Source organism: Frankia sp. KB5, assembly GCF_002099325.1.
GTDB classification, from domain to species: domain Bacteria; phylum Actinomycetota; class Actinomycetes; order Frankiales; family Frankiaceae; genus Frankia; species Frankia casuarinae.
The window spans coordinates 23,828-44,091 of sequence record NZ_MRUJ01000025.1 but is presented as its reverse complement, the minus strand read 5'-3'; the positions used below and the strand labels follow the sequence as shown (position 1 = coordinate 44,091).

The 20,264-nt window shown below is 70.1% G+C and carries 15 protein-coding genes and 2 pseudogenes; 8 read left to right on the top strand and 9 right to left on the bottom strand.

Annotated features, from left to right (window positions below):
• A pseudogene (locus tag KBI5_RS03275) lies at positions 1-524 on the top strand (hypothetical protein); the annotation flags it as partial.
• Between the two features lie 35 nt (positions 525-559).
• On the opposite strand, the gene KBI5_RS03270 reads toward KBI5_RS03275, so the two are convergent.
• Positions 560-1,465, bottom strand: coding sequence for an HAD-IIA family hydrolase (locus KBI5_RS03270; RefSeq protein WP_085014274.1), 906 nt, complete (start codon positions 1,463-1,465; stop codon positions 560-562).
• A gap of 141 nt (positions 1,466-1,606) precedes the next feature.
• Positions 1,607-1,882 (bottom strand): hypothetical protein, encoded by a 276-nt coding sequence (locus KBI5_RS03265; RefSeq protein ID WP_131728894.1) that lies wholly within the window; start codon positions 1,880-1,882, stop codon positions 1,607-1,609.
• A 644-nt stretch (positions 1,883-2,526) separates the two neighbouring features.
• On the opposite strand from KBI5_RS03265, the gene KBI5_RS03260 reads away from it, so the two are divergent.
• Together KBI5_RS03260 and KBI5_RS26815 are read left to right on the top strand one after the other, a co-directional pair.
• The gene (locus KBI5_RS03260; RefSeq protein ID WP_023840089.1) at positions 2,527-3,090 is read left to right on the top strand and encodes a hypothetical protein; all 564 of its coding nucleotides are present in this window, start codon (positions 2,527-2,529) and stop codon (positions 3,088-3,090) included.
• Positions 3,091-3,368: 278 nt separating this feature from the next.
• A complete protein-coding gene (locus KBI5_RS26815; protein WP_133056954.1) occupies positions 3,369-3,758 on the top strand; it encodes a hypothetical protein in 390 nt (129 codons plus the stop codon).
• Between the two features lie 862 nt (positions 3,759-4,620).
• On the opposite strand, the gene KBI5_RS03240 is transcribed toward KBI5_RS26815, so the two are convergent.
• A complete protein-coding gene (locus tag KBI5_RS03240; RefSeq protein WP_241882633.1) occupies positions 4,621-5,799 on the bottom strand; it encodes a hypothetical protein in 1,179 nt (392 codons plus the stop codon).
• A 321-nt stretch (positions 5,800-6,120) separates the two neighbouring features.
• On the opposite strand from KBI5_RS03240, the gene KBI5_RS25795 reads away from it, so the two are divergent.
• From KBI5_RS25795 to KBI5_RS03235, 3 genes are all read left to right on the top strand, one after another.
• A complete protein-coding gene (locus KBI5_RS25795; protein ID WP_133056953.1) occupies positions 6,121-6,345 on the top strand; it encodes a hypothetical protein in 225 nt (74 codons plus the stop codon).
• A gap of 9 nt (positions 6,346-6,354) precedes the next feature.
• The gene (locus tag KBI5_RS26070; RefSeq protein ID WP_157902420.1) at positions 6,355-6,492 is read left to right on the top strand and encodes a hypothetical protein; all 138 of its coding nucleotides are present in this window, start codon (positions 6,355-6,357) and stop codon (positions 6,490-6,492) included.
• 135 nt (positions 6,493-6,627) lie between these two features.
• Positions 6,628-7,011 carry a hypothetical protein gene (locus KBI5_RS03235; protein WP_085014269.1) on the top strand — a complete coding sequence of 128 codons (384 nt, stop codon included), beginning with the start codon at positions 6,628-6,630 and terminating at the stop codon, positions 7,009-7,011.
• A 378-nt stretch (positions 7,012-7,389) separates the two neighbouring features.
• On the opposite strand, the pseudogene KBI5_RS28590 reads toward KBI5_RS03235, so the two are convergent.
• The 4 genes and pseudogenes from KBI5_RS28590 to KBI5_RS03210 form a co-directional block, all read right to left on the bottom strand.
• Positions 7,390-7,629, bottom strand: a pseudogene (locus tag KBI5_RS28590) (hypothetical protein); the annotation flags it as partial.
• A gap of 126 nt (positions 7,630-7,755) precedes the next feature.
• Entirely contained in the window at positions 7,756-8,457 is a 702-nt protein-coding gene (gene msrA, locus KBI5_RS03220) for a peptide-methionine (S)-S-oxide reductase MsrA (RefSeq protein WP_011438269.1), read from the bottom strand.
• A 180-nt stretch (positions 8,458-8,637) separates the two neighbouring features.
• Positions 8,638-9,930: a PhoH family protein gene (locus KBI5_RS03215; protein ID WP_085014268.1), complete on the bottom strand. Its 1,293-nt coding sequence runs from the start codon at positions 9,928-9,930 to the stop codon at positions 8,638-8,640.
• A gap of 1,234 nt (positions 9,931-11,164) precedes the next feature.
• Positions 11,165-12,994 (bottom strand): phosphoenolpyruvate carboxykinase (GTP), encoded by a 1,830-nt coding sequence (locus KBI5_RS03210; RefSeq protein ID WP_085014267.1) that lies wholly within the window; start codon positions 12,992-12,994, stop codon positions 11,165-11,167.
• A 363-nt stretch (positions 12,995-13,357) separates the two neighbouring features.
• On the opposite strand from KBI5_RS03210, the gene KBI5_RS03205 reads away from it, so the two are divergent.
• Complete coding sequence (locus KBI5_RS03205) at positions 13,358-13,972, top strand: hemolysin III family protein (protein WP_070130709.1); 615 nt, start codon at positions 13,358-13,360, stop codon at positions 13,970-13,972.
• Between the two features lie 40 nt (positions 13,973-14,012).
• Here the strand turns inward: KBI5_RS03205 and KBI5_RS03200 are convergent, their stop codons facing one another.
• A complete protein-coding gene (locus KBI5_RS03200; RefSeq protein WP_011438273.1) occupies positions 14,013-14,564 on the bottom strand; it encodes a hypothetical protein in 552 nt (183 codons plus the stop codon).
• A 217-nt stretch (positions 14,565-14,781) separates the two neighbouring features.
• Positions 14,782-16,788: a thioredoxin domain-containing protein gene (locus tag KBI5_RS03195; RefSeq protein ID WP_085014266.1), complete on the bottom strand. Its 2,007-nt coding sequence runs from the start codon at positions 16,786-16,788 to the stop codon at positions 14,782-14,784.
• Between the two features lie 275 nt (positions 16,789-17,063).
• Between KBI5_RS03195 and KBI5_RS03190 the strand changes: the two genes are divergently transcribed.
• Positions 17,064-20,258 carry a class I tRNA ligase family protein gene (locus KBI5_RS03190; RefSeq protein ID WP_116289833.1) on the top strand — a complete coding sequence of 1,065 codons (3,195 nt, stop codon included), beginning with the start codon at positions 17,064-17,066 and terminating at the stop codon, positions 20,256-20,258.
• Positions 20,259-20,264: the final 6 nt, after the last annotated feature.

The following is a 20,264-nucleotide window of genomic DNA, read 5'->3' as shown; positions in this document are numbered from 1 at the left end:
GGGAGATGGACCGCAACCCGTGGACCTACTGGGTGATGTCCCAGGAGGTCGCCCGGGAGGGCAAGGTCGCCGACGCCCCGGTCCCGGACCCGCGCACCCGGATCAGCGACCCGCGTAACTACCTGTACCTGATCGTCCGGAAGAACACGGTCGGCACGCCGAACACCGCCGACGCCTGGGTCGGGCTGTCGGTCGGGGTGCGGCTCGCCGGCAACCCCGAGACCTACCGGTCGAACAAGACCTACCCTGCCTGGTCCATCGAACGGGACGCGCCGGCCGCCACGGCCGTCGAACTCCCACCCGGGACGGTCGCGGAGGACATCGCGTCCATCCAGGCGACCCGGGTCGTCGGTGCGGGTGCCGACACCGGTGCGCGCATCCAGGTCGACTCGATCGAGCGGGCGTTCCTGCTGGGTCCGGACGGCCTGCCCCAGCAGTCGTTCCTGTTCACGCCGACGAAGGTGACCCTGACCGCCGCCGCGCCGACCGCGACCCTGTTCCGCCGTTCGCAGGGCGGCTCCTGATCCCGTCCGGGGTTCCCTGATTCCGCGGTGGCCCCTCACCCACGTGTGGTGGACCCCGAGGTGTGCACCGGTCCCGGGCTCCGACCGTGCGCCCCGGTGCGATCGGGAGCCCCGGCTGGCGCCGGGCGGACGGCGGCCGTCGGCATGCTGTCGAGCGTCCGCACATCCCGACCGACGGGCAACTGGGCGATGCTGTCGACGATGGCGGTCGGCCGGTAGGGGAACCGGTCGACGTCGGTGATGGACGTGATGCCCGACAGCACCAGCACGGTGTCCATTCCGGCCTCCAGGCCGGCGACGACGTCGGTGTCCATCCGGTCGCCGATCACCACGGTGGTCTCGCTGTGCGCGGACAGCGTGTTCAGCGCACTGCGCATCATCAACGGGTTCGGCTTGCCGACAAAGTAGGGTGTGACGCCGGTCGCCCGGGTGATCATCGCCGCGACCGCCCCGGTGGCGGGCAGGAGACCCTCCACCGAGGGACCGGTGGGATCGGGATTCGTCGCGATGAAGCGTGCGCCGTCGCGCACCAGCCGTACCGCTTTGGTGATTGCTTCGAAGCTGTAGGTCCGGGTTTCCCCGAGGACGACGTAATCGGGTGACCGGTCGCTGAGGACGTAGCCGATGTCGTGCAGCGCCGTGGTCAGGCCCACTTCGCCGACGACGTACGCCGATCCCTGGGGGCGTTGGGTATGTAGGAAGAGCGCGGTGGCGAGGGCCGAGGTCCAGATCCGCTCCGGCGGGATCGTGAGTCCCGCGCCAGCCAGCCGGGCGGACAGGTCGCGGGCCGTGTAGATCGAGTTGTTGGTCAACACGAGAAAACCCAGGCCCGCCTCGCCGATCCCGGCCAGAAAGGCATCCGCGCCCGGAATGGGATGTTCCTCATGGACCAGAACACCGTCCATGTCGATGAGATAGTTCTCGATCAGATGTTCCGCCATGACCCCCGATTCTCCCCGCCTGCGCTCGATGCCGTCTGCCGGGTGGTCCCCACTCGGCACCATGATGGGGACCACCCGGCCCGAACGATCCGGCGGGTTCGGTCACCTCACCTCAGCTCACCGGGTTCGGGTGATCCCTTCTCACAGCACCGCGATGGCGGCGATCTCCGGTTCGGTGGGCGACATCAGATACAGGGATGGGACGATGAGCCAGTCGGCGAATCCCCCGTCGCAGGCGTAGGCCTGCGCATGGCCGGGCGACCGGAACGGGCCGATGACTCCCTGCACCTGCCGGGTCCCCTGCTCCAGAACGACGATCGCCCAGCTGCCCGTCCGGTCCGGTGCGGGTGTCCCCCACTCCGACTCCGACAAGTCCATCACGTAGTCCATCTGTGCCCCTTCGCGAACGTCCCTCACCGGTATCCACCGAGCCGCGGGGTGGTAAAGAACCCGGGATATCTTGGCGCTTTCGCGCGGCTTTGCGCATCGAAACGCCGGAGGTCGACCTGGGTCGGTCCAGGATCCTCCGCCGGCAACGGCCGGGCGCGGCCCGTTCGTACATCCGTGAGTACATCGCCGAGCCGGCCGGGAGCGGAACGCAGAGGTGTGTGACGAAAATCGAAGTTCCCGCGTGGGGATCCCCTTGGGAGGGAGTAGAAGACGGTGCATTTTCCCGCGCCGACGTTCGGATGATGTCGTAGGCCGGTACTTTGTCCGCTGCCCGTGCTCTCGGTCGCGCGGCCGCATCTACCGCCGCGCATACCGCCGGTCCGGCGTATCGCTACGGCGGTGGTCGGGATAACCGCCGCAGAGCCCCGGAGCCCGTTTGGTGGCGCCCCTTTGGTGGTGCCCCTCGCGGTGTGCCCCTTTGTGGTGCCCCCGCGGGGCCTCTTCGGTGCCCCCGCGGCGCCTCGGCGCCGCGGGGGGGTTGAATCGGGTAGGTGGGACGCCGGGCGTCGCGTCACCGGCGCGGCCGGGAGTCGCTCCCGACGCAACGTCAGGATTGAGCTGTGCGTCTGCTTTGTCGCTGACTTCTTGCTATCTGGCTATCTGGGGGATCCGTGAGCCGGCGCCGGAGCGACTACCGCACCTGGGAGGAACTGACCAGGGAGGAACGTCGACGCGGGCTGGCGGTTCTTTCCGTGGCCGGGGTCGCGGCGGTGGTCGTGGTGTTCCTCGTCGTCGGGTCCGGTGGCGGGGCCGGTGGCGGGGCCGGTGCGGCGGCACCGCCCACTACCGACGTCAAGGCCCGGCTCACGTCCTGGTACGCCACCACCGCCCAGGTCCGTTCGGAGGTCGTGCGGGCGGTCAACGCGGTACGGGCCGACATTCAGGCGGCGGACGGCATGTCGCTGAAACCGGCCTGCGCCGACCTGGGGCGGGCCGTCGACCGCATCGGACCGCTGGGCCTCCCGCCCGTCGAGAGCGTGAGCAGGAACTGGACCGAAGGCGCCGGCGCCTACGCCCAGGCGGTCACGGCGTGCGGGAACCTGTTCGACGGCACGCCCGTCCCCCCGCCGGTGCTGCTGCAGCGCACGACCGACGCTCTCAACGCCGGTGACGGGCGCTGGACCATGATCGTCGCCCAGATCGGGGCCCCGGCGCAGATCGTTCCCACCGGCTGAGCACACCCGGCCGGCCGCGATTGCCCGCGTAGCGAGGCCATGGAGGACCGCGGCGATGCCGGCGGCGCCAGCGGCGAGCGACTGGCCACGCAACCCGGTCGGGGGCGGGGTCGCCAGCGAGTTGGCGAGCCTGGCAGCGGTGGCGGCGGCGCGCCCGAGCCGGTCCGCGTCGTGCAGTGTCATCGGCGCTCGTCTCCACGCGGGTCCGGCCGGGGCCGCGCGTGGCCGCGCTCGGGCAAGTACGGCCACGTGGCACCCTCGGCTGTCAGAAGGCGACGGTGATCGCGCAGTCCTTCTTGACGATCGCGGTCGGCGGGACCTCGGCGTCGGCGGTCAGCGAGGGCCTGGCCGTCAGCCCCGTGGCCGTGGGCGCCGATCTCGTATACCGGATCGGGGCCGTCGAGGCGGCGCTTGGCGAGGTAGGCAAGCGAGGAGCCGGCGACCAGCGCGGGGCTCAGGTTCGGGATCAGCGGGACGCACAGATCGGCCTCGACCGCGCCACGGCTGGCGTTGATCCGGCAGACGGCCGGGTCGGTGGCAGTGGCGCGCAGCCAGATCCCGTCGATCGGGTCCTGCGGCCCGATGGCCGTGCCCGACCAGGCGGCGACCCGGGGGTGGCGAAGACGCCGGTGAGGTGGTCCGGGTCGATGTCCTGGTCGACGTCGTAGTGGATCTGGACGAGCGGGTTTTCGTGGAGCGCGGCGACGCGTTCGACGTCCTGACCAATCATCGGGACGAAGCCGCGGAGGAACACCGCGTCCGAGCGCAGCACGTTGTCGCCGCCTTTGACGAACGCGACACCCCGGGTCTGGCCGCGCCARCGCAACGGCAGGACCATCCGCCCACCGGGGACAATCTGGCTGAACCAGGCGGGGGGTCAGACCGGGCCCTCCGGCCGCGTCTCCCACCCGGAGCCCTCCGGCGGCTCCGACCCCGGGCCGAATCCCGGCGCCCACACGTCCGGGATATGCGTACAGCGCGTCACCGGCGGCTGGAGAGTCAGGCTCGGCATCCCGTCGCGCGCCTGCGCGCCGCGCGCGGAGCGGCGTAGATGCTGCGCCCGTGCTCTCCGGCACTCACCGCAGGACGGGAAGAGTGCGTGCACCTCGGGTTCGGGGCCCGTAGGCCCCTCCTCGCCGCAGCTTTCCCCTGCACTCACTTTTTCTGGACCTTCCCAGAGCCGCCGCATCGCGGGCACCGGATCATGCTGGCGCCATCGAAATCCTCGCCCTCGTGCCGCTCAGCGGCCGGGTTRCCGACGCTCCCCGACCCGAGACATTTCGGGCAGGTCAGGACGCCCTGATCAACGGCGTCCGCAGGGTCTCCGGTGTGACCGGAGCCGCCGCGCTTCTGCCCGCTGCGACCGGTGGATGACCCACCGCCCGTGTTGCCGCGCTTGTCCACATCCTTGCTACGTCCCCAGCCCATCACGATCTCCTGTCCCGCTGTCGCTGTCGGTGTATCCGGGAGGGTAGCCCGGCATGTGCAGGCAGGTAGCAAACGTGCCGGATGTGTAACCATCAGGCCCGGTCAGACGGCGGCGACCCGRCTGCCGAGCTCCTGCACCAGCGGCTCCGACGGCCATGGGGAGAGCTGACGGTGCAGAGCCCGCGCCCGCTGCTCCACCACCGCGTTCGGGGAGTCTGCTACCGCGTCGAGCGCGGCAATGCCCGACACCGCCGCCGCATCGGGTGCCGGATGGTCCCCTGCGAGATGACCCCTGGCCACGGCGATGCGTGCCAGGCCGATGCCCTGATTGTCATGGCCTGGGCGGAACTCCTCGGCGCTCCGGGTGCCGTGGTGAATCGCCTTTTGACTCGCGCCCGGGGTGGCCGCTGCTGCCATAGCAAGATAAAGATCTTCCTCTGCATCGCCCCACACCTGCGGTCCTTTGAGCGCGGCGGACATGCCGGAACGCATCACAGAGACGGCTTCAGATGCCCGGACATAATCGCCAGCTTCGGCAGCGGCGGCGGCTTCGTACGCGGCGAGGCGGGCGTGCGCGGAAGGATCGCCGGCTTGTCGGCCCCGGGCGGCGTGGTCAGCGGCGACGGTCCAGTGGCCGGCGTCCATCGCGATCCATGACTGGAGCTGCGCGAGGCTCGCGGTCAACAGCGGGTCGCCGGCCGCCGTCGCGTGCTCCTGCGCGATGTCGGCGAACCGCCGGCCTAGCCGGTCGTCCCCCCCGAACCGGCTGATGGTTGCCAGCCGTGAAGAGAAATTTCCCGCGATGAGTGTGAGCCGGCGTGCGGCGGGGAGGAGCACGCGGCGGTTGAGCATCTCCTCGGCCTGCTGCCACGCCTCGAACGCGGGCGGAAACAGCACTGCGGGCGCGACGGACCATAGGTCTCGTTGCAGGTCAGCGAGCTGCAACTCCAGCTCGGTGACCGTAAATGATTTTGGACGAGCGCCGTCGAGCTGGTCGCGCACGTCGGACGTGGCTGCAAGTACCGCTGCGGCGGTGAGTCCGCCCATGCCCTCAAAGAGCTGTCGCCTGTCCGTTGGTCTCACCTCCCGTGTTGCGTCCACTGTCCGCCCCGGCATCGGTGGCAGTCCACCCAACCCGGGAAACTCCCGGGTCGCCATTCGGGCGAGACGGATCTCCTCGTCCTCGCGGCGGGCCTGGACCCAGGCCGTGAACAGGCCCCCACCTGCACGGAATCCCCGGTCGAGCGCGACGATCGTCGCCTCGGATGGGATCGCCCACACGCGACCCCCGGGCTGACGCCCCCGTGCGGCGGCTGAGAACGCCTGGCGGGGCACGMCGGTTTTCCGCTCCAGGTCTGACCAGGTCGCGTTTCGCCGCCGCTTCAGGTCGGCGATGTGGGCTATGAGCTGGTTGAGAGCGGGTCTCGGCTCCGGTCCTGGTCCAGTGTGCACGGTGTCTCCCCTCCAACCGGCGGCACGGGCTGTACGAATGCGCATTGCATGGTGGTGCCTGCATTGCAGGCTGTCTCTGGTCTGGTGCGGAGTGTGTCATATCCGTACCGGCAGGTCAGCCGGCCGACACTCGGAGGACAGGGAGGATTCGTGACGCTGACGGGCTCTCCGCGCGGGGTGTTGGCCGCTGCCGCCGAAGGTGGCCGCCCCCGCGCCGGATCGCCGACCATCGGCGGCGGATCGCCGGGCGGGCAGCGGGCGGCCATCTATACCGGGAGGGGGCACAACCTGTCGCGTGCCCCCTCCCGGGCCCTGCCGACCCGCCGGCCCGCAGCGAACTGGATTCCCGTGCGGGACGGGACGCCGACGAACTAATCGATCTTGGTGCTCGACGCCGATGGCCGTCCGGTCGAAACCCTGACCGGCTGGCCCACGGCCCGGCTCGCCGACGAACACGCCCGCACCCTGGCCGGGATCGCCGGCTACCGGGTCGTGCCGCTTCGCCACGTCGGCGGCCCCTGAGACCGGGGCCGCCGCCAACGATGCCGGCGGCCCCTCCATCCCTCCCCACCCGCGAGGTCCCCACGCCCCCGGCTCCGTCCCCGGGGTGCCGGCTCGCGGGCGGGGAGGTTCCATCACACGCGAGGAGACAGACGCATGGGCGGGCGAACCGACCCCGGCACCCCGGCGGGCACACCGTTGGACTGGCGCCGGGCGGCCTGCGCCCCCGCGGCCCAGTTCGCCCGGAACGGCGCGGACGTCGTCGTGCAATACCGGTATGCCGGTGAGGTCCACGAACTCCGGCTGCCCAACGTCATCTGGTCCGGCCTTGTTCAGGAGGCCCGCGTGGACACGTTTGCCACGCTGACCGCCGAATGGACACAGGGGGCGGTCGCCGGCGGCCTGGTCCGCCATGTGGACGGTCACGTTGACCTGCGCTACGGCTATCTGGGCCTCCGGGAGATCCGCCTGCCCGCCACGATCTGGGATCAGATCCTCGCCGCGATCCGGTCCCGTGCGGTCGACGGCCTCGACCGGTGACAATCCAGGCCCAGATCTGTCTGGGCTGCAACGGGCATGGGGTCCGGGTCACCGTCCACGCCACGGTCCTCGGCCACCCGAAAAAGTTGATCTCGTGCTGCCCGTGGTGTGTCGGCACCGGCCGCACCCCGTGGGCGCCGCCGGTCTGACCGTGAGACATCTGACCGTGAGACATCTGGATATACCCGAGGAGATGTCATGCCGCCCACAACCATGCCCGCGCTCGACTTTGTCGCGTTGGAGATCACTGGCCGGTGTCAGCCTGCGTCCACTGCTACGCGGACTCGTCCCCGCTCGGGGACCACGGGACGTTGAGCACCGCCGACTGGCGTGCGGTGATCAACGACGCCGCCGGCCTCGGTGTCGGCGTGGTCCAGCTCATCGGCGGGGAACGTCCACTCCGCGCCGCTCGACGCGATCCTGTCCGGGGATGCGTTCGGCGCCCAAGTCGAGCATCTCGACCAGCTTCGCCACCCCGGCTCCGGACCAAYGGCGTGCCAGCCGAACCCGAAGTGCGGCCCGGCGTCGTCCCGCAACTTCGCGGGGCTGGCGGGTCAGCCGGTCGATGTGCCAGCAGACGATCGCCTGGAGGCGGCCTGCTTTGATGTCGTCAACGAGCCGGTCCCACTCCGGGCGTGGCCGTCCGGAATGGGCACCGACATCCTTGTCCGTAGTAGACGTCCTCGACCGCCCAGCCCTTACGGTCGCAGAGGGGGCGGCAGCCCGCCTCCTGACGTGAGACTGCTAGCCCTGCGCCTGTTCGGTCCTGGCCGGCTCTGACGTAGATTCCCGCTCTGACCATGGGCCACATATTGACAGGCCCGTGCCACCCAGGCCGCAGTAGCCGCCGGGGTTCTTGGCGTCGGAGAGGTACTGCTGGTGGTATTCCTCCGCATAGTAGAACGGACCAGCCGGGGCGATCTCGGTGGTGATCGCCCCGAGGCCCGCGGCGGTCAGCACCTGCTGGAACGCCTCGCGGCTGGCAGCCGCCGCGGCGGCCTGCCCGGCAGTGGTGGTGTAGATCGCCGAACGGTACTGGGTGCCCGTGTCATTGCCCTGCCGCATGCCCTGGGTCGGGTCGTGCCCTTCCCAGAACACGCGCAGCAGCTCCTCATAGCCGACCTTCGCGGGGTCGTACACCACGAGGACGACCTCGGTGTGCCCGGTCAGCCCGGAACACACCTCCTCGTAAGTGGGGTGCGGGGTGTGCCCTCCGGCGTAGCCGACGGCGGTGGTGTACACCCCGGGAACCTTCCAGAACGCGCGCTCGGCCCCCCAGAAGCAGCCGAGGCCGAACACGGCGGTCTCCAGACCCGCCGGGAACGGGCCGGCGAGCGGGGTCCCCAGCACGGTGTGCGGGACGTCGCCCGCGAACACCGGCCGATCCCGGCCGGGAAGGGCCTGCTCGGGCGTGGGCAGTGTCGTCTTGTGACGACCGAAGAACATGGGAAGCCACCTCCGGTGGTTGTCTCCTCGCACAACCGCGCACCGCGGCCACACGTTCCCGCGGCCCGGGACCCTCGGACGCCCTCCAGCTGCTCTCCGAATGTTCTCCGGAGGTTCTCCGGAGGTTCATCGAACGTTCGCCGGACGATCGGGGAGCACGCCGCCAGAGAACAAGATCGCTCAGAGAACGAGATCCTCCAGCATCGTCGTGACCAGGGCCGCAATCGGCGATCGCTCGGAACGGGTGAGCGTGACGTGCGCGAACAACGGGTGGCCCTTCAGGGTCTCGATCACCGAGGCGACCCCGTCGTGCCGGCCGACCCGCAGGTTGTCGCGCTGTGYCACGTCGTGCGTGAGCACCACCCGCGACCCCTGCCCGAGTCTGGACAGCACGGTCAGCAGCACCCCGCGCTCCAGGGACTGAGCCTCGTCGACGATCACGAACGCGTCGTGCAGGGACCGGCCACGGATGTGCGTGAGCGGCAGCACCTCCAGCATCCCGCGATCCACGATCTCCTCGATGACCTCGGGGGAGACGAGCGCACCGAGAGTGTCGAACACCGCCTGGGCCCAGGGCGCCATCTTCTCGTTCTCGCTGCCCGGGAGATACCCGAGCTCCTGGCCACCGACAGCGTACAGCGGGCGGAAAACCACCACCCGGCGGTGCGCCCGGCGCTCCATCACAGCTTCGAGCCCGGCGCACAGGGCAAGCGCCGACTTACCGGTGCCGGCTCGACCGCCGAGGGAGACGATCCCGACATCCGGATCGAGCAGGAGGTCGAGGGCGACCCRCTGCTCGGCGGAGCGACCGTGCAGGCCGAACGCGTCGCGGTCGCCGCGGACGAGCCGGACCTGCTTGTCGGCGGTCACCCGGCCGAGCGCGGAGGCACTCCCCCCGGTGGTGGTGAGGACCAGGCCGGTGTGGCAGGGCAGGTCGGCGGCCTCCAGGATCTCGGTGTACTCGCGGGAGTAGAGCCGGTCGAGGTCCTCCTGGGTGACGGTGAGCTCGGCCATCCCCGAGAAGCCGGTGTCCACYGGGGACAGCGCCTGGTACTCCTCGGCGGGCAGCCCCAGCACCGACKCCTTGACCCGCAGCGGGAGATCCTTCGTGACCAGTACGACGTCGGCGCCCTCGCGGGCGAGGTTCATCGCGACGCACAGGATCCGCGAGTCGTTCGTGTCGACCCGGAACCCCGGTGGAAGCACCGCCGCATCGGTGTGATTGAGTTCCACCCGTAGCGTCCCGCCGTTGTCCAGCGGGAGCGGTTGATCAAGGCGACCATGCCGGATGCGCAGATCGTCCAGGATGCGTAGTGCCTCCCGGGCGAACCAGCCCAGTTCCGGATGGTTCCTTTTGCCTTCCAGCTCCCCTATGACAACGAGGGGGAGCACGACATTGTGCTCCGCGAACCGCAGCAGCGCGCCAGGATCAGAAAGCAGCACGCTTGTGTCGACGACATGCGTTCGTGRCACACGCCCACCCGCTTACTCGGAGGTAGTCCGGGACCGGCCCCTGCAGGGGCCGGGCACCGGCCTCCTGGTGTAGTCGCGCTTGCGGCACCGAGGGGCCTCCCGAGAGGTCCGGCACCATGCCGGACCACGGCTTGAGACGCTAGCGCTCCCACGGTAACCGCAGCCCTCGATGATGGCGACCCACTTCCGACAACACGTTACGTTAAGAACTGGAAACGTCTCGCACCCCGGAGTTCCCGTCGCACCCCGATCGGTCACATTGCGTCCGGATCATGACGCGGAGCATCAGCCGCCGCGCGCGGCGCCGTCGGAGGCCGGACCACGAGCGTCCGCCCGAGGAAGCCAGGTCACCGCTTCCTGCTCGGTTTGGAAGCCCCGGGMCCTGCGCCGACTCCGGCGACGGGCACCGACCGGGGCAACAGTCACCGACCGACCGGGGCAACAGGCACCGACCGGCCGCAGGTCGCCACCGGATCCATGAGCCCGGCGACCGACGAGAGCCGGATGACCGCGGGCGTGCCGGCCAGAGACACGGTGGGCCGAAACGCGACAGGCCAGAACGTGACAGGCCGAAGCGTGATGGCCGGTGAGGGGTCACCCGAAACGCGACGACCGAGAGGTGACGGCATGAGGCGCGCCCACGGGGGAAACGCGACGGAACACCATGGAACACCGCGGGCCATGGAACACCGCGGGCCGATGATCGGACACTCGTTGTCTCGACATGTCATCGAGATCGGATCGAACCAAACCGGGCCCGAAAGAGGGCGCCGACTGGCACCGTCGGGCGGGTCGGAGGAAATTCAGCCAACCGGCTGGGGAATTCCCGGAAATTCACCCGGAGAAGGGATTGATCCCCGGCGAACATGCGGGATCCGCGGGGTGGTCATTATCGGATGGTGCTCCGCTCAGGTGAGCCGTACCGCGACACTCGGTAGGAACGCGGCCCGCCGACGGCGGAACAACGGACGCGACGCGGAGTTACGAACGAGTCCGGCGCCGGGCCGGCCGCCGGGCCGGCGAAGGAGGGCCGAACCCTGCCGACCGGTCGCCACGGGCCGGGCCGGGAGCCCGCCGAGCGGCTCGGCCTTCGGCCGACCCGCTCGGGGGTATCACACGAAGTGGTGCCACGGATGCCCTGCGCTGCCACGGTTGCCTTGTGAGGCGCTGCCACGAAGTGCCGTGCCGGCGGTGCGCTCCCCGGACGGAGCTCGCGGTTGGGTGCGTCAGCCGCTCAGTCTGCGCTGTTCAGCCGCTCGACAAGCGCCTCGTGCTCGGTCCACAGGGCGGCCGGAAGCCGTTCCCCGAACGTCTGGTAGTGCTCGGGGATCAGCTGGGCCTCCTGTTTCCACACCTCGACGTCCACCGTGAGCAGGGTCTCGAGGTCCTCCTCGGCGATGTCGAGGCCGTCAACGGGTAGGGCGTCCTTCGTCGGCAGGACGCCGAGCGGCGTCTCCACCCCGGCTGCCGTGCCCTCCAGGCGACCGACGATCCAGGCGAGGACACGGCTGTTGTCGCCGAATCCCGGCCACAGGAACCTGCCCTCCGGGCTCTTGCGGAACCAGTTCACGTAGTAGACCCGCGGGAGCTTCGTCTGGTCGGCCTTCTGCCCGACCTCGAGCCAGTGGGCGAAGTAGTCGGCCATGTTGTAGCCGCAGAACGGCAGCATCGCGAAGGGGTCCCGGCGCAGCTTGCCGATCRCTCCGGCCTGGGCCGCCGTCGTCTCGGAGGCGACGATCGAGCCGAAGAACACCCCGCGCCGCCAGTCGGGAGCCTCGGTGACCAGCGRCACCGCGGTCGCCCGGCGCCCGCCGAACAGGATCGCCGAGATCGGCACGCCGCGCGGATCCTCCCACTCCGGGGCGATCGTCGGGCACTGGCCCGCCGGGACGGTGAAGCGGGSGTTGGGATGTGCGGCGGGCTCGCTGGACTCGGGGGTCCAGTCGCGGCCCTTCCAGTCGATGAGGTGCGCCGGCGGCTGCTTGGTCARCCCCTCCCACCAGACGTCACCGTCATTGGTCCTGGCCACGTTGGTGTAGATGGCGTTGCCCCAGAGGGTCCTGACCGCGTTGGGGTTGGTCTGCTCGCCGGTCCCCGGGGCGACCCCGAAGAACCCGGCCTCCGGGTTGAYCGCGTACAGCCGGCCGTCCTCACCGAAGCGCATCCAGGCGATGTCGTCACCGACAGTCTCCGCCTGCCAGCCCGGCAGGGTTGGGATGAGCATCGCCRGATTGGTCTTTCCACAGGCCGACGGAAATGCGGCGGCAATGTAGTGGACCTTGCCGGYGGGAGACGTCAGTTTGAGGATGAGCATGTGCTCGGCGAGCCAGCCCTCGTCGCGGGCCATGACGGACGCAATACGCAGCGCATAGCACTTCTTGCCGAGCAGTGCRTTTCCGCCGTAACCCGATCCGTAGGACCAGATCTCCCGGGTTTCCGGGAAATGGGTAATGTACTTCGTCGTATTGCACGGCCACGGAACATCGGCCTGGCCGGGTTCCAGCGGAGCGCCCAGGGAATGGACGGCCGGGACAAAGAAACCGTCCGTTCCAAGCTGCTCGAGGGCGGGCGTTCCCATCCGGGTCATCGTCCGCATGGAGATGACGACGTAAGGCGAGTCGGTGATTTCGACACCGAGGGCCGAGATGCGCGAGCCGAGCGGACCCATGCAGAACGGGACGACGTAMATCGTCCGACCCCGCATGCACCCCGCGAACAGGCCCCGGAGCGTGGCCCGCATCTCGGCAGGGTCCAGCCAGTTGTTGGTCGGACCGGCGTCCTCCGCCTGCTCGGAGCAGATGTAGGTGCGGTCCTCCACGCGGGCCACGTCGCCCGGGTCCGAAGCGGCGTAAAAGCTSTTCGAACGTTTCTCGTCATTCAGCYGGACCAGGGTCCCCTGCTCGATCAGAAGGGAGGTCAGCCGATCRAACTCCGCCTCTGATCCATCGCACCACTCAACCCGATCCGGCTGAGTGAGTTCGGCAATCTCGCGCACCCAGGCAACCAGCCTGGCGTGCCTCGTGGGGGCCACGTCCAGCCCCGAAACCTGTGCCGCGGTTGTCACAGCTCACACCTCCGGTCGAGTCGAACCTGCCGCGCTCTCTTCCCATATGCAGGTACCCACTTGAGAACTCGAACGTACTCGTGGACGTTCAGACAAAACCCACAATATAGGGGAAGTTCGAGGCCACGTTCAGGATCATTAGACTGTACCGCGCGTTCCGTCCGCAGTCGCGCGATAGCGAGTGCGCAGAAGCGTCGGATCCATCACGCACCGATACGGACCGACCGCTGCCGCCCAGCTCCGCTTCGTGACGGCGGCAACCCTCGGGTTATCGTTCTCGGCGTGGCTTCCCTCGTACAGCAGCCAGCCGGGCCTCCGCAGACGGACATCGCCTCGCACCCGCGTGACCTGGTGCGACCGCRCATGCGGGGATGGCTACATGCCGGCGCGTTCCCGATCAGCCTGACACTAGGCGTCATTGCGGTGGCGCTGGCTACCACGCTGCGTGCCCGGCTCGGTATCGCGGTTTACGCCCTGAGTATTGCGGCCCTCTTCGGAACGAGCGCCCTCTATCACCGGACGATGTGGTCGACATCACGTGCCCGGGCGCGCATGAAGCGTCTCGACCACTCAATGATCTTTGTTTTCATTGCCGGGACTTACACCCCCTTCGCCCTGATCGCGATGCCGCCGACGACCGCTCGGGTGGTCCTGGCGGTGGTGTGGGGAGGGGCGGGACTCGGCGTCGCCATCCGGATGCTGTGGCTGCACTCGCCGCGGTACCTGACCGTGCCGCTCTACATCGCGCTCGGCTGGGTAGCCGTCTTCGTGATCCCGGAGCTCGCCCACCGGGCCGGGATCGCCTCGATGGTACTTCTGCTCGTGGGGGGGGTCTGCTACAGCCTCGGCGCCGTCGTCTACGCCTGCCGGCGACCGGACCCGGCACCCACGATCTTCGGCTACCACGAGGTGTTCCATGCCTTCACCCTCGTCGCCGCGACCTGCCACTACATTGCGCTGCTCTTCGCCATCTACTAACAGCCTTCCCCCGCACGGCGGCTACCGGGGGCTCCGGCGGCTACAGCCGAGGGCCCACCGAGCGGATCTTCTCCACCTGTTCCATGGCCTCCCGGAGCTGGCGCAGCCAGCTGTCGGCGTTCTCGCCCACCAGACGTACGCACCAGGCGAGGGCCTCGCTGCGGCTGCGCGCCACCCCCGAGTCGACGAGGGTGTCGAGCACCTGGCGTTCCGGCTGGCGCAGCCGGGTCATCACCGGCACGGACAGCGCGGTGAACAGCTCGGTGGTGTCACCGACGGTCGCGCCCCACGCCACCTTGCGGTTGTACCGATGTTCGGCCTTCGTGGCGATGGCGATCCGTTCCTCACGGGTCTGCTCCCGGAACCGCCGGATCCGGGCCCCCGTCGCCGACGGCCCTCCTCCGGGCGCGACGCCGCCGGCCGCGAGTACCCCGATGACCGTGATCTCGTCCCGGTCCACGACCACCGTGGGCATCCCGGCGAACCACCCGGCCGGGATGTGCTCGGCGAACCAGGCTGCGGCGTCGTCCGCCGGAACCACCTCCGCCCGCTCCCCCGGTCTGCCGTACCCCCGTCCACGCGGACCGGACATGACGTGTCCCCTCGATCTCCGATCGGGACCCGCGCGCGGGCCCSGCCTGCCGGCTGATCCGGGCCCGGAGGCCCGATCTGGCACTCCAGAGCGGATCCGAAGAACCCCTCGTGACAATTACATGCTTACCGCACCACCAGCCTTACCGCACCACCAGTCTTACCGCATCACCAGTGCAACATGCTTACCGCATCAACAGTGAAAGAAGAGGGGACGGTCAGCTGGCCACCTTCACCCCGAGTTGGCGGCGCACCTCGGCTGCGGTCCGGGCCGGCAGCTCACAGACGAAGTCCCGGCACACGTACACCCCAGCCGTTTCCCGGCCGACGGTCAGCGGTCCGCTGGTCACCACGACCGCACCGGGCGCCGTGCCGAGGCGGGCGAGCCGTTCCAGCGCCGGGCTGTCCACGACCGCGACCTCGGCCGGCCCGGCCAGCAGCGCCTCGGCGACCGCACCGGCCCAACCGGCGAACCGGGCATCCCGGGCCAGCAACGGAGCGACGCGCGCCACCGTCGTCTCGGCGGCCGACCGGTGTTCGGTGGAACCGGTCAACGCCGCGTAGCTGACCAGGGCGCCGGCGACAGCCGCCTGGCCCGACGGGGTCGCCGAGTCCGAGTCGTCCCGCGGCCGGCGCAACAGCACCTCCGCGTCGTCCGCGGTATCGAAGAACCCCCCGTCAGAGGCCGCGAACCGATCACGGACGATGTCCAGCAGCGTCCCAGCGAGCGCGAGCCACTCCGGATCGCCGGTGACCTGGTGCAGGGTGAGCAGTCCCTCGGCGACGTCGCCGTAGTCCTCCAGTACCCCGGCGTTCACGCCAACCCGCCCGTCCCGGCTCGTCCGGCGCAGGCGTCCGTCGACGAGATGCACGTCCCGGAGCAGGACGGCGGCCTGTTCGGCGGCCCGCACCCAGTCCGGCTCGTCGAACAACGCGCCAGCCTCGGCCAACGCCGCGATGGCCAGGCCGTTCCAGGCGGCCACCACCTTGTCGTCGCGAGCCGGCTGCGGCCGGGTCGCCCGTGCCGCGGCCAGGGCCGCGCGGACCGCCGCGAACCTCGCCGGATCGTCCGGGTCCGCCGGCAGGCGCAGCACCGACGTACCACGTTCGAAACTGCCCTGCTCGGTGACGCCGAAGACGCCGACGGCCCACCGCCCGTCTTCCGGCCCGAGGACGGCGACGAACTGGGCGGGTGTCCAAGCGTAGCTGGCCCCCTCCTCGGGGTGCGCTCCCGCCGGGGCAGCGCTCGCGGGAACGGCATCCGCGTCGAGCGCCGAGGCGAACCCCCCCTGGGGGGTGCGCAGATCCGCGAGCAGGAAGGCTGCCGTCTCCCGGACCACCCGTTTGGCCAGTGCCGACCCGGTGGCCCGCCACAGGTGCAGGTAGACCCGCAGCAGCAGCGCGTTGTCGTAGAGCATCTTCTCGAAGTGCGGGACCGTCCACGTCGCATCGACGCTGTACCGGGCGAACCCCCCGGCGAGCTGGTCGTAGATGCCCCCACGCGCCATCCGTTCGCAGGTCACCGCGACCATCTCCAGGCTGCGCGCGTCCCCCGTGCGGGCGGAGTGCCGCAGCAGCATCTCGGCGACCATGGACGGCGGGAACTTCGGCGCACCGCCGAATCCACCGTGACGGGCGTCAAAGCGGGCCGACAGCCCTGCCACGGCGGTGTCGAGCAGAGCCGGGGTGATCTCGGCTGCGAGACCGGACGCCGGACCACGCGTCGCCGCCTCGGCGAGCCGGCGGGCGATGTCCGCCCCCGACTCCTCGATCTCGTCCCGCCGGGTCCGCCAGGCCTCGGTGACCGCCGTCAGGACCTGGCGGAACGACCCCATGCCGGGCCGGGGACGCGGYGGGAAGTAGGTGCCGGCGAAGAACGGCTCGGCGGTAGGGGTGAGGAACACCGTCATCGGCCAGCCGCCGTGCCCGGTCAGGGCGACGGTGACGTCCATGTAGACGGAGTCGACGTCGGGCCGCTCCTCCCGATCCACCTTGATGTTGACGAAGTGGTCGTTCATGTACTCGGCGGTCGCGGCGTCCTCGAACGATTCGTGCGCCATGACATGGCACCAGTGGCAGGATGCGTAGCCCACCGAGAGCAGCACCGGCACCCCCCGCCGGGCCGCCTCGGCGAAGGCCGCCGGGCTCCAGGGCCACCAGTCGACCGGGTTGTCCGCGTGCTGCAGCAGGTACGGAGACGTCTGCTCCGCGAGCTTGTTAGGCACCCGAACTCCTCATGATCTGCGTGTCCGCCAGGCCCGCGGAACCCCGTAGGCCTCTGGATATGCAACCAAAGGCGCGCCCAGGTAGTCCGCCCTCATCTCCACGCCGCGCCGACGTGATCGGCGCGCTTCCTCGACCGGCCCGCCGCGCCGACGTACCCGGCGGATAGGCTCGTGGGACCGCACGATCCCCGCCGTCCGCYCGCCCGACCGCCGTCCGTCAGGCCGCCGTTCCCGCCGCGAGAGCGGTGAGAGGGTCGACGTACCAACGAGTTTGGATGGCACGAGCGATGAGTGAGACGGCCGAGCCCGGCGCCCGGACCGGCGCCGCGGACACCACGGTGGCACCGACCGGTGCGTCCGGCGGGATCATCCCGGCAGCCGCGGGCACCGCGGGCGGCGCCCCCGCCGGGACCGGGAGCGTCGAGCCGAGCTTCCGGTACGACGCCCGGCTCGCCGCCGACATCGAGCGGCGCTGGCAGCGCCGGTGGGCCGACGAGGGCACGTTCAACTCGCCGAACCCGGTCGGGCCGCTCTCGACGGGCTTCGAGAAGGTCGCCGGCCGGGAGCCGTTCTACATCATGGACATGTTCCCCTATCCGAGCGGCTCGGGGCTGCACGTCGGGCACCCGCTGGGGTACATCGGCACCGACGTGTTCGCCCGCTATCTGCGGATGTCCGGCCGGCACGTGCTGCATCCGTTCGGATACGACTCCTTCGGCCTGCCCGCCGAGCAGTACGCCATCAACACGGGCCAGCATCCCCGCGACACCACCAACGCCAACATCGCCAACATGCGCCGCCAACTCTCCCGGCTGGGGCTGGGCCACGACACCCGCCGCGAGATCGCGACGACCGACGTGGGCTACTACCGCTGGACGCAGTGGATCTTCCAGCAGATCTTCAACAGCTGGTACGACCCGCAGGCCGGCCGGGCCCGGCCGATCGCCGAGCTGATCGAGGAGTTCGCCGCGGGCACCCGGGCGCCGGTAGCCGGCCCCGCCGGGGGGAACACGGCCGTGTCGGTTGACGCGGTCCGGGCGGCGAACCCGGCCGGGCTGGCGTGGACCGAACTCGACGAGGTGTCCCGCCGGAAGGTCGTCAACGCGCACCGCCTGGCCTACATCTCCGAACAGCTGGTCAACTGGTGCCCGGGGCTGGGCACCGTGCTGGCGAACGAGGAGGTCACCGCCGACGGCCGCAGCGACATCGGGAACTACCCAGTGTTTCGCCGGCCGCTGAAGCAGTGGATCCTGCGGATCACCGCCTATGCCGAGCGGCTGATCTCCGACCTCGACCTGGTCGACTGGCCGGACTCGATCAAGCAGATGCAGCGCAACTGGATCAGTCCGAGCGAGGGCGCCAGCGTCGAGTTCACCGTCGTCGCCCCCGGCGAGGAGGCAGGTGCGTCCGATCCGTCTGGCTCATCGACCGCCCGGCGTATCGAGGTCTATACCACCCGCCCGGACACCCTGGCGGGGGCCACCTTCCTGGTACTCGCGCCCGAACATCCCCTGGTCGACGCGCTGATCGCCGACACCTGGCCGGCGGACACCCCGGTGAGCTGGCGCTTCCCGGCGGGACAGCCGGGCGGCGGCACGGAACCAGCGGGCACCGCCGAGCCGGCGGCAGGCGCCGATCCGGCGTGGACCCCGCGAGCCGCCGTCGACGCCTACCGGGAGTTCGCGGCCCACCGCAGCGACCGGCAGCGCGGCGAGGAGGTCATCGACCGCACCGGCGTGTTCACCGGCTCGTACGTGCGCAACCCGGTCGGTGGCGGGGTCATCCCGGTCTTCCTGGCCGACTATGTACTGCTGGGCTACGGCACCGGGGCAATCATGGCGGTACCGGCGCACGACAGCCGGGACTTCTCCTTCGCCCGCGCGTTCGACCTGCCGATCCCCGCCGTGCTGGAGCCGGACGCGGACTGGTACGCCGCGCACGGGGTAGTGCCCGCGACTCCATCAGCGCAGTGGCCCGAGGCGTTCAGCGGTGCGGGCGAGTATCGGCCCGGTCCGGCCGGCGCCCCGGTGCTGGTCGGCCTGTCGAAAAGCGAGGCGATCAAGGCCACGGTTCACTGGCTGGAGGAGATCGGCGCCGGCAGGTCGGCGCGGTCGTACCGGCTGCGGGACTGGCTGTTCTCCCGCCAGCGGTACTGGGGCGAGCCGTTCCCGGTCGTCTTCGACGTCGACGGGCTGCCTCACGCGGTTCCCGACGAGCTGCTGCCGATCGAGCTGCCGGAGATGACCGACTTCCGGCCCACGGCGATGGCCGAGGACGACGCGAGCGACCCGGTGCCCCCCCTGGCCCGGGTGGCCGACTGGGTGACGGTCACCCTGGATCTCGGCGACGGGCCGAAGCAGTACCGGCGCGAGACGAACACCATGCCGCAGTGGGCCGGTTCGTGTTGGTACTACCTGCGCTACCTGGACCCGACCAACACCGAGCGCTTCGTCGACCCGACCGTCGAGCGCTACTGGATGGCCAGGCCGGGCGCGGTTCCCGGCGACGGCGGCGTCGATCTGTACGTCGGCGGTGTCGAGCACGCCGTGCTGCACCTGCTCTACGCCCGGTTCTGGCACAAGGTGCTCTACGACCTGGGCCACGTCTCCACCAAGGAGCCGTTCAAGCGGCTGTTCAACCAGGGCTACATCCAGGCGGATGCCTTCACCGACGCCCGGGGCATGTACGTCCCGGCGGCCGAGGTGACGGCGACCCCCGACGGCCGGTTCCTCTTCCAGGGCGCCCCGGTCAACCGGCGCTCGGGCAAGATGGGCAAGAGCCTGAAGAACAGCGTCAGCCCGGACGAGATGTACGACAGGTTCGGCGCCGACACGCTGCGCGTCTACGAGATGGCGATGGGCCCGCTCGACGCCGACCGGCCATGGCACACCGACGACATCGTCGGTTCGCACCGGTTCCTCCAGCGGCTGTGGCGCACCGTCRTCGACGAAACCACCGGGGCGGCCGCCGTCGTTGACGAGCCGTTGGACGACGAGGCTCTTCGCGTCCTGCACCGGACGATTCTCACGGTCACCGCCGAATACGCGGGGCTGCGGTTCAACACCGCGGTCGCCCGGCTCATCGAACTAACCAACTTCGTCAGCAAGAGCTACGGGAAATCCCCCACCCCCCGCGCGCTCGCCGAGCCGCTCACCCTGATGGCGGCCCCGCTGGCCCCGCACATCGCCGAGGAACTGTGGTCCCGCCTCGGTCACGAGGAGTCGGTCAGCACGGTCGCCTTCCCGATCGGGGATCCGGCGCTGGCCGCCGAGTCGGTCAGGACGATCCCGGTCCAGGTGAACGGGAAGGTCCGGTTCACCATCGAGGTTCCGGACGGTTCAGCGGAGCAGACGGTTCGCGATCTGCTCGCCGCGCATCCCGAGTTCGCCCGGCAGACCGATGGTCGGACGATCAAGAAGATCATCGTCGTGCCCGGTCGGATCGTGAATATCGCCGTCTCCCCCGCCTAGCCGGGG

Coding starts and splice junctions, on each gene's coding strand:
- KBI5_RS03270 (WP_085014274.1), bottom strand. CDS start 1,465: ATGGCGGAACATCTGATCGAGAACTATCTCATCGACATGGACGGTGTT.
- KBI5_RS03235 (WP_085014269.1), top strand. CDS start 6,628: ATGGGCGGGCGAACCGACCCCGGCACCCCGGCGGGCACACCGTTGGAC.
- msrA (WP_011438269.1), bottom strand. CDS start 8,457: ATGTTCTTCGGTCGTCACAAGACGACACTGCCCACGCCCGAGCAGGCC.
- KBI5_RS03205 (WP_070130709.1), top strand. CDS start 13,358: ATGCGGGGATGGCTACATGCCGGCGCGTTCCCGATCAGCCTGACACTA.
- KBI5_RS03200 (WP_011438273.1), bottom strand. CDS start 14,564: ATGTCCGGTCCGCGTGGACGGGGGTACGGCAGACCGGGGGAGCGGGCG.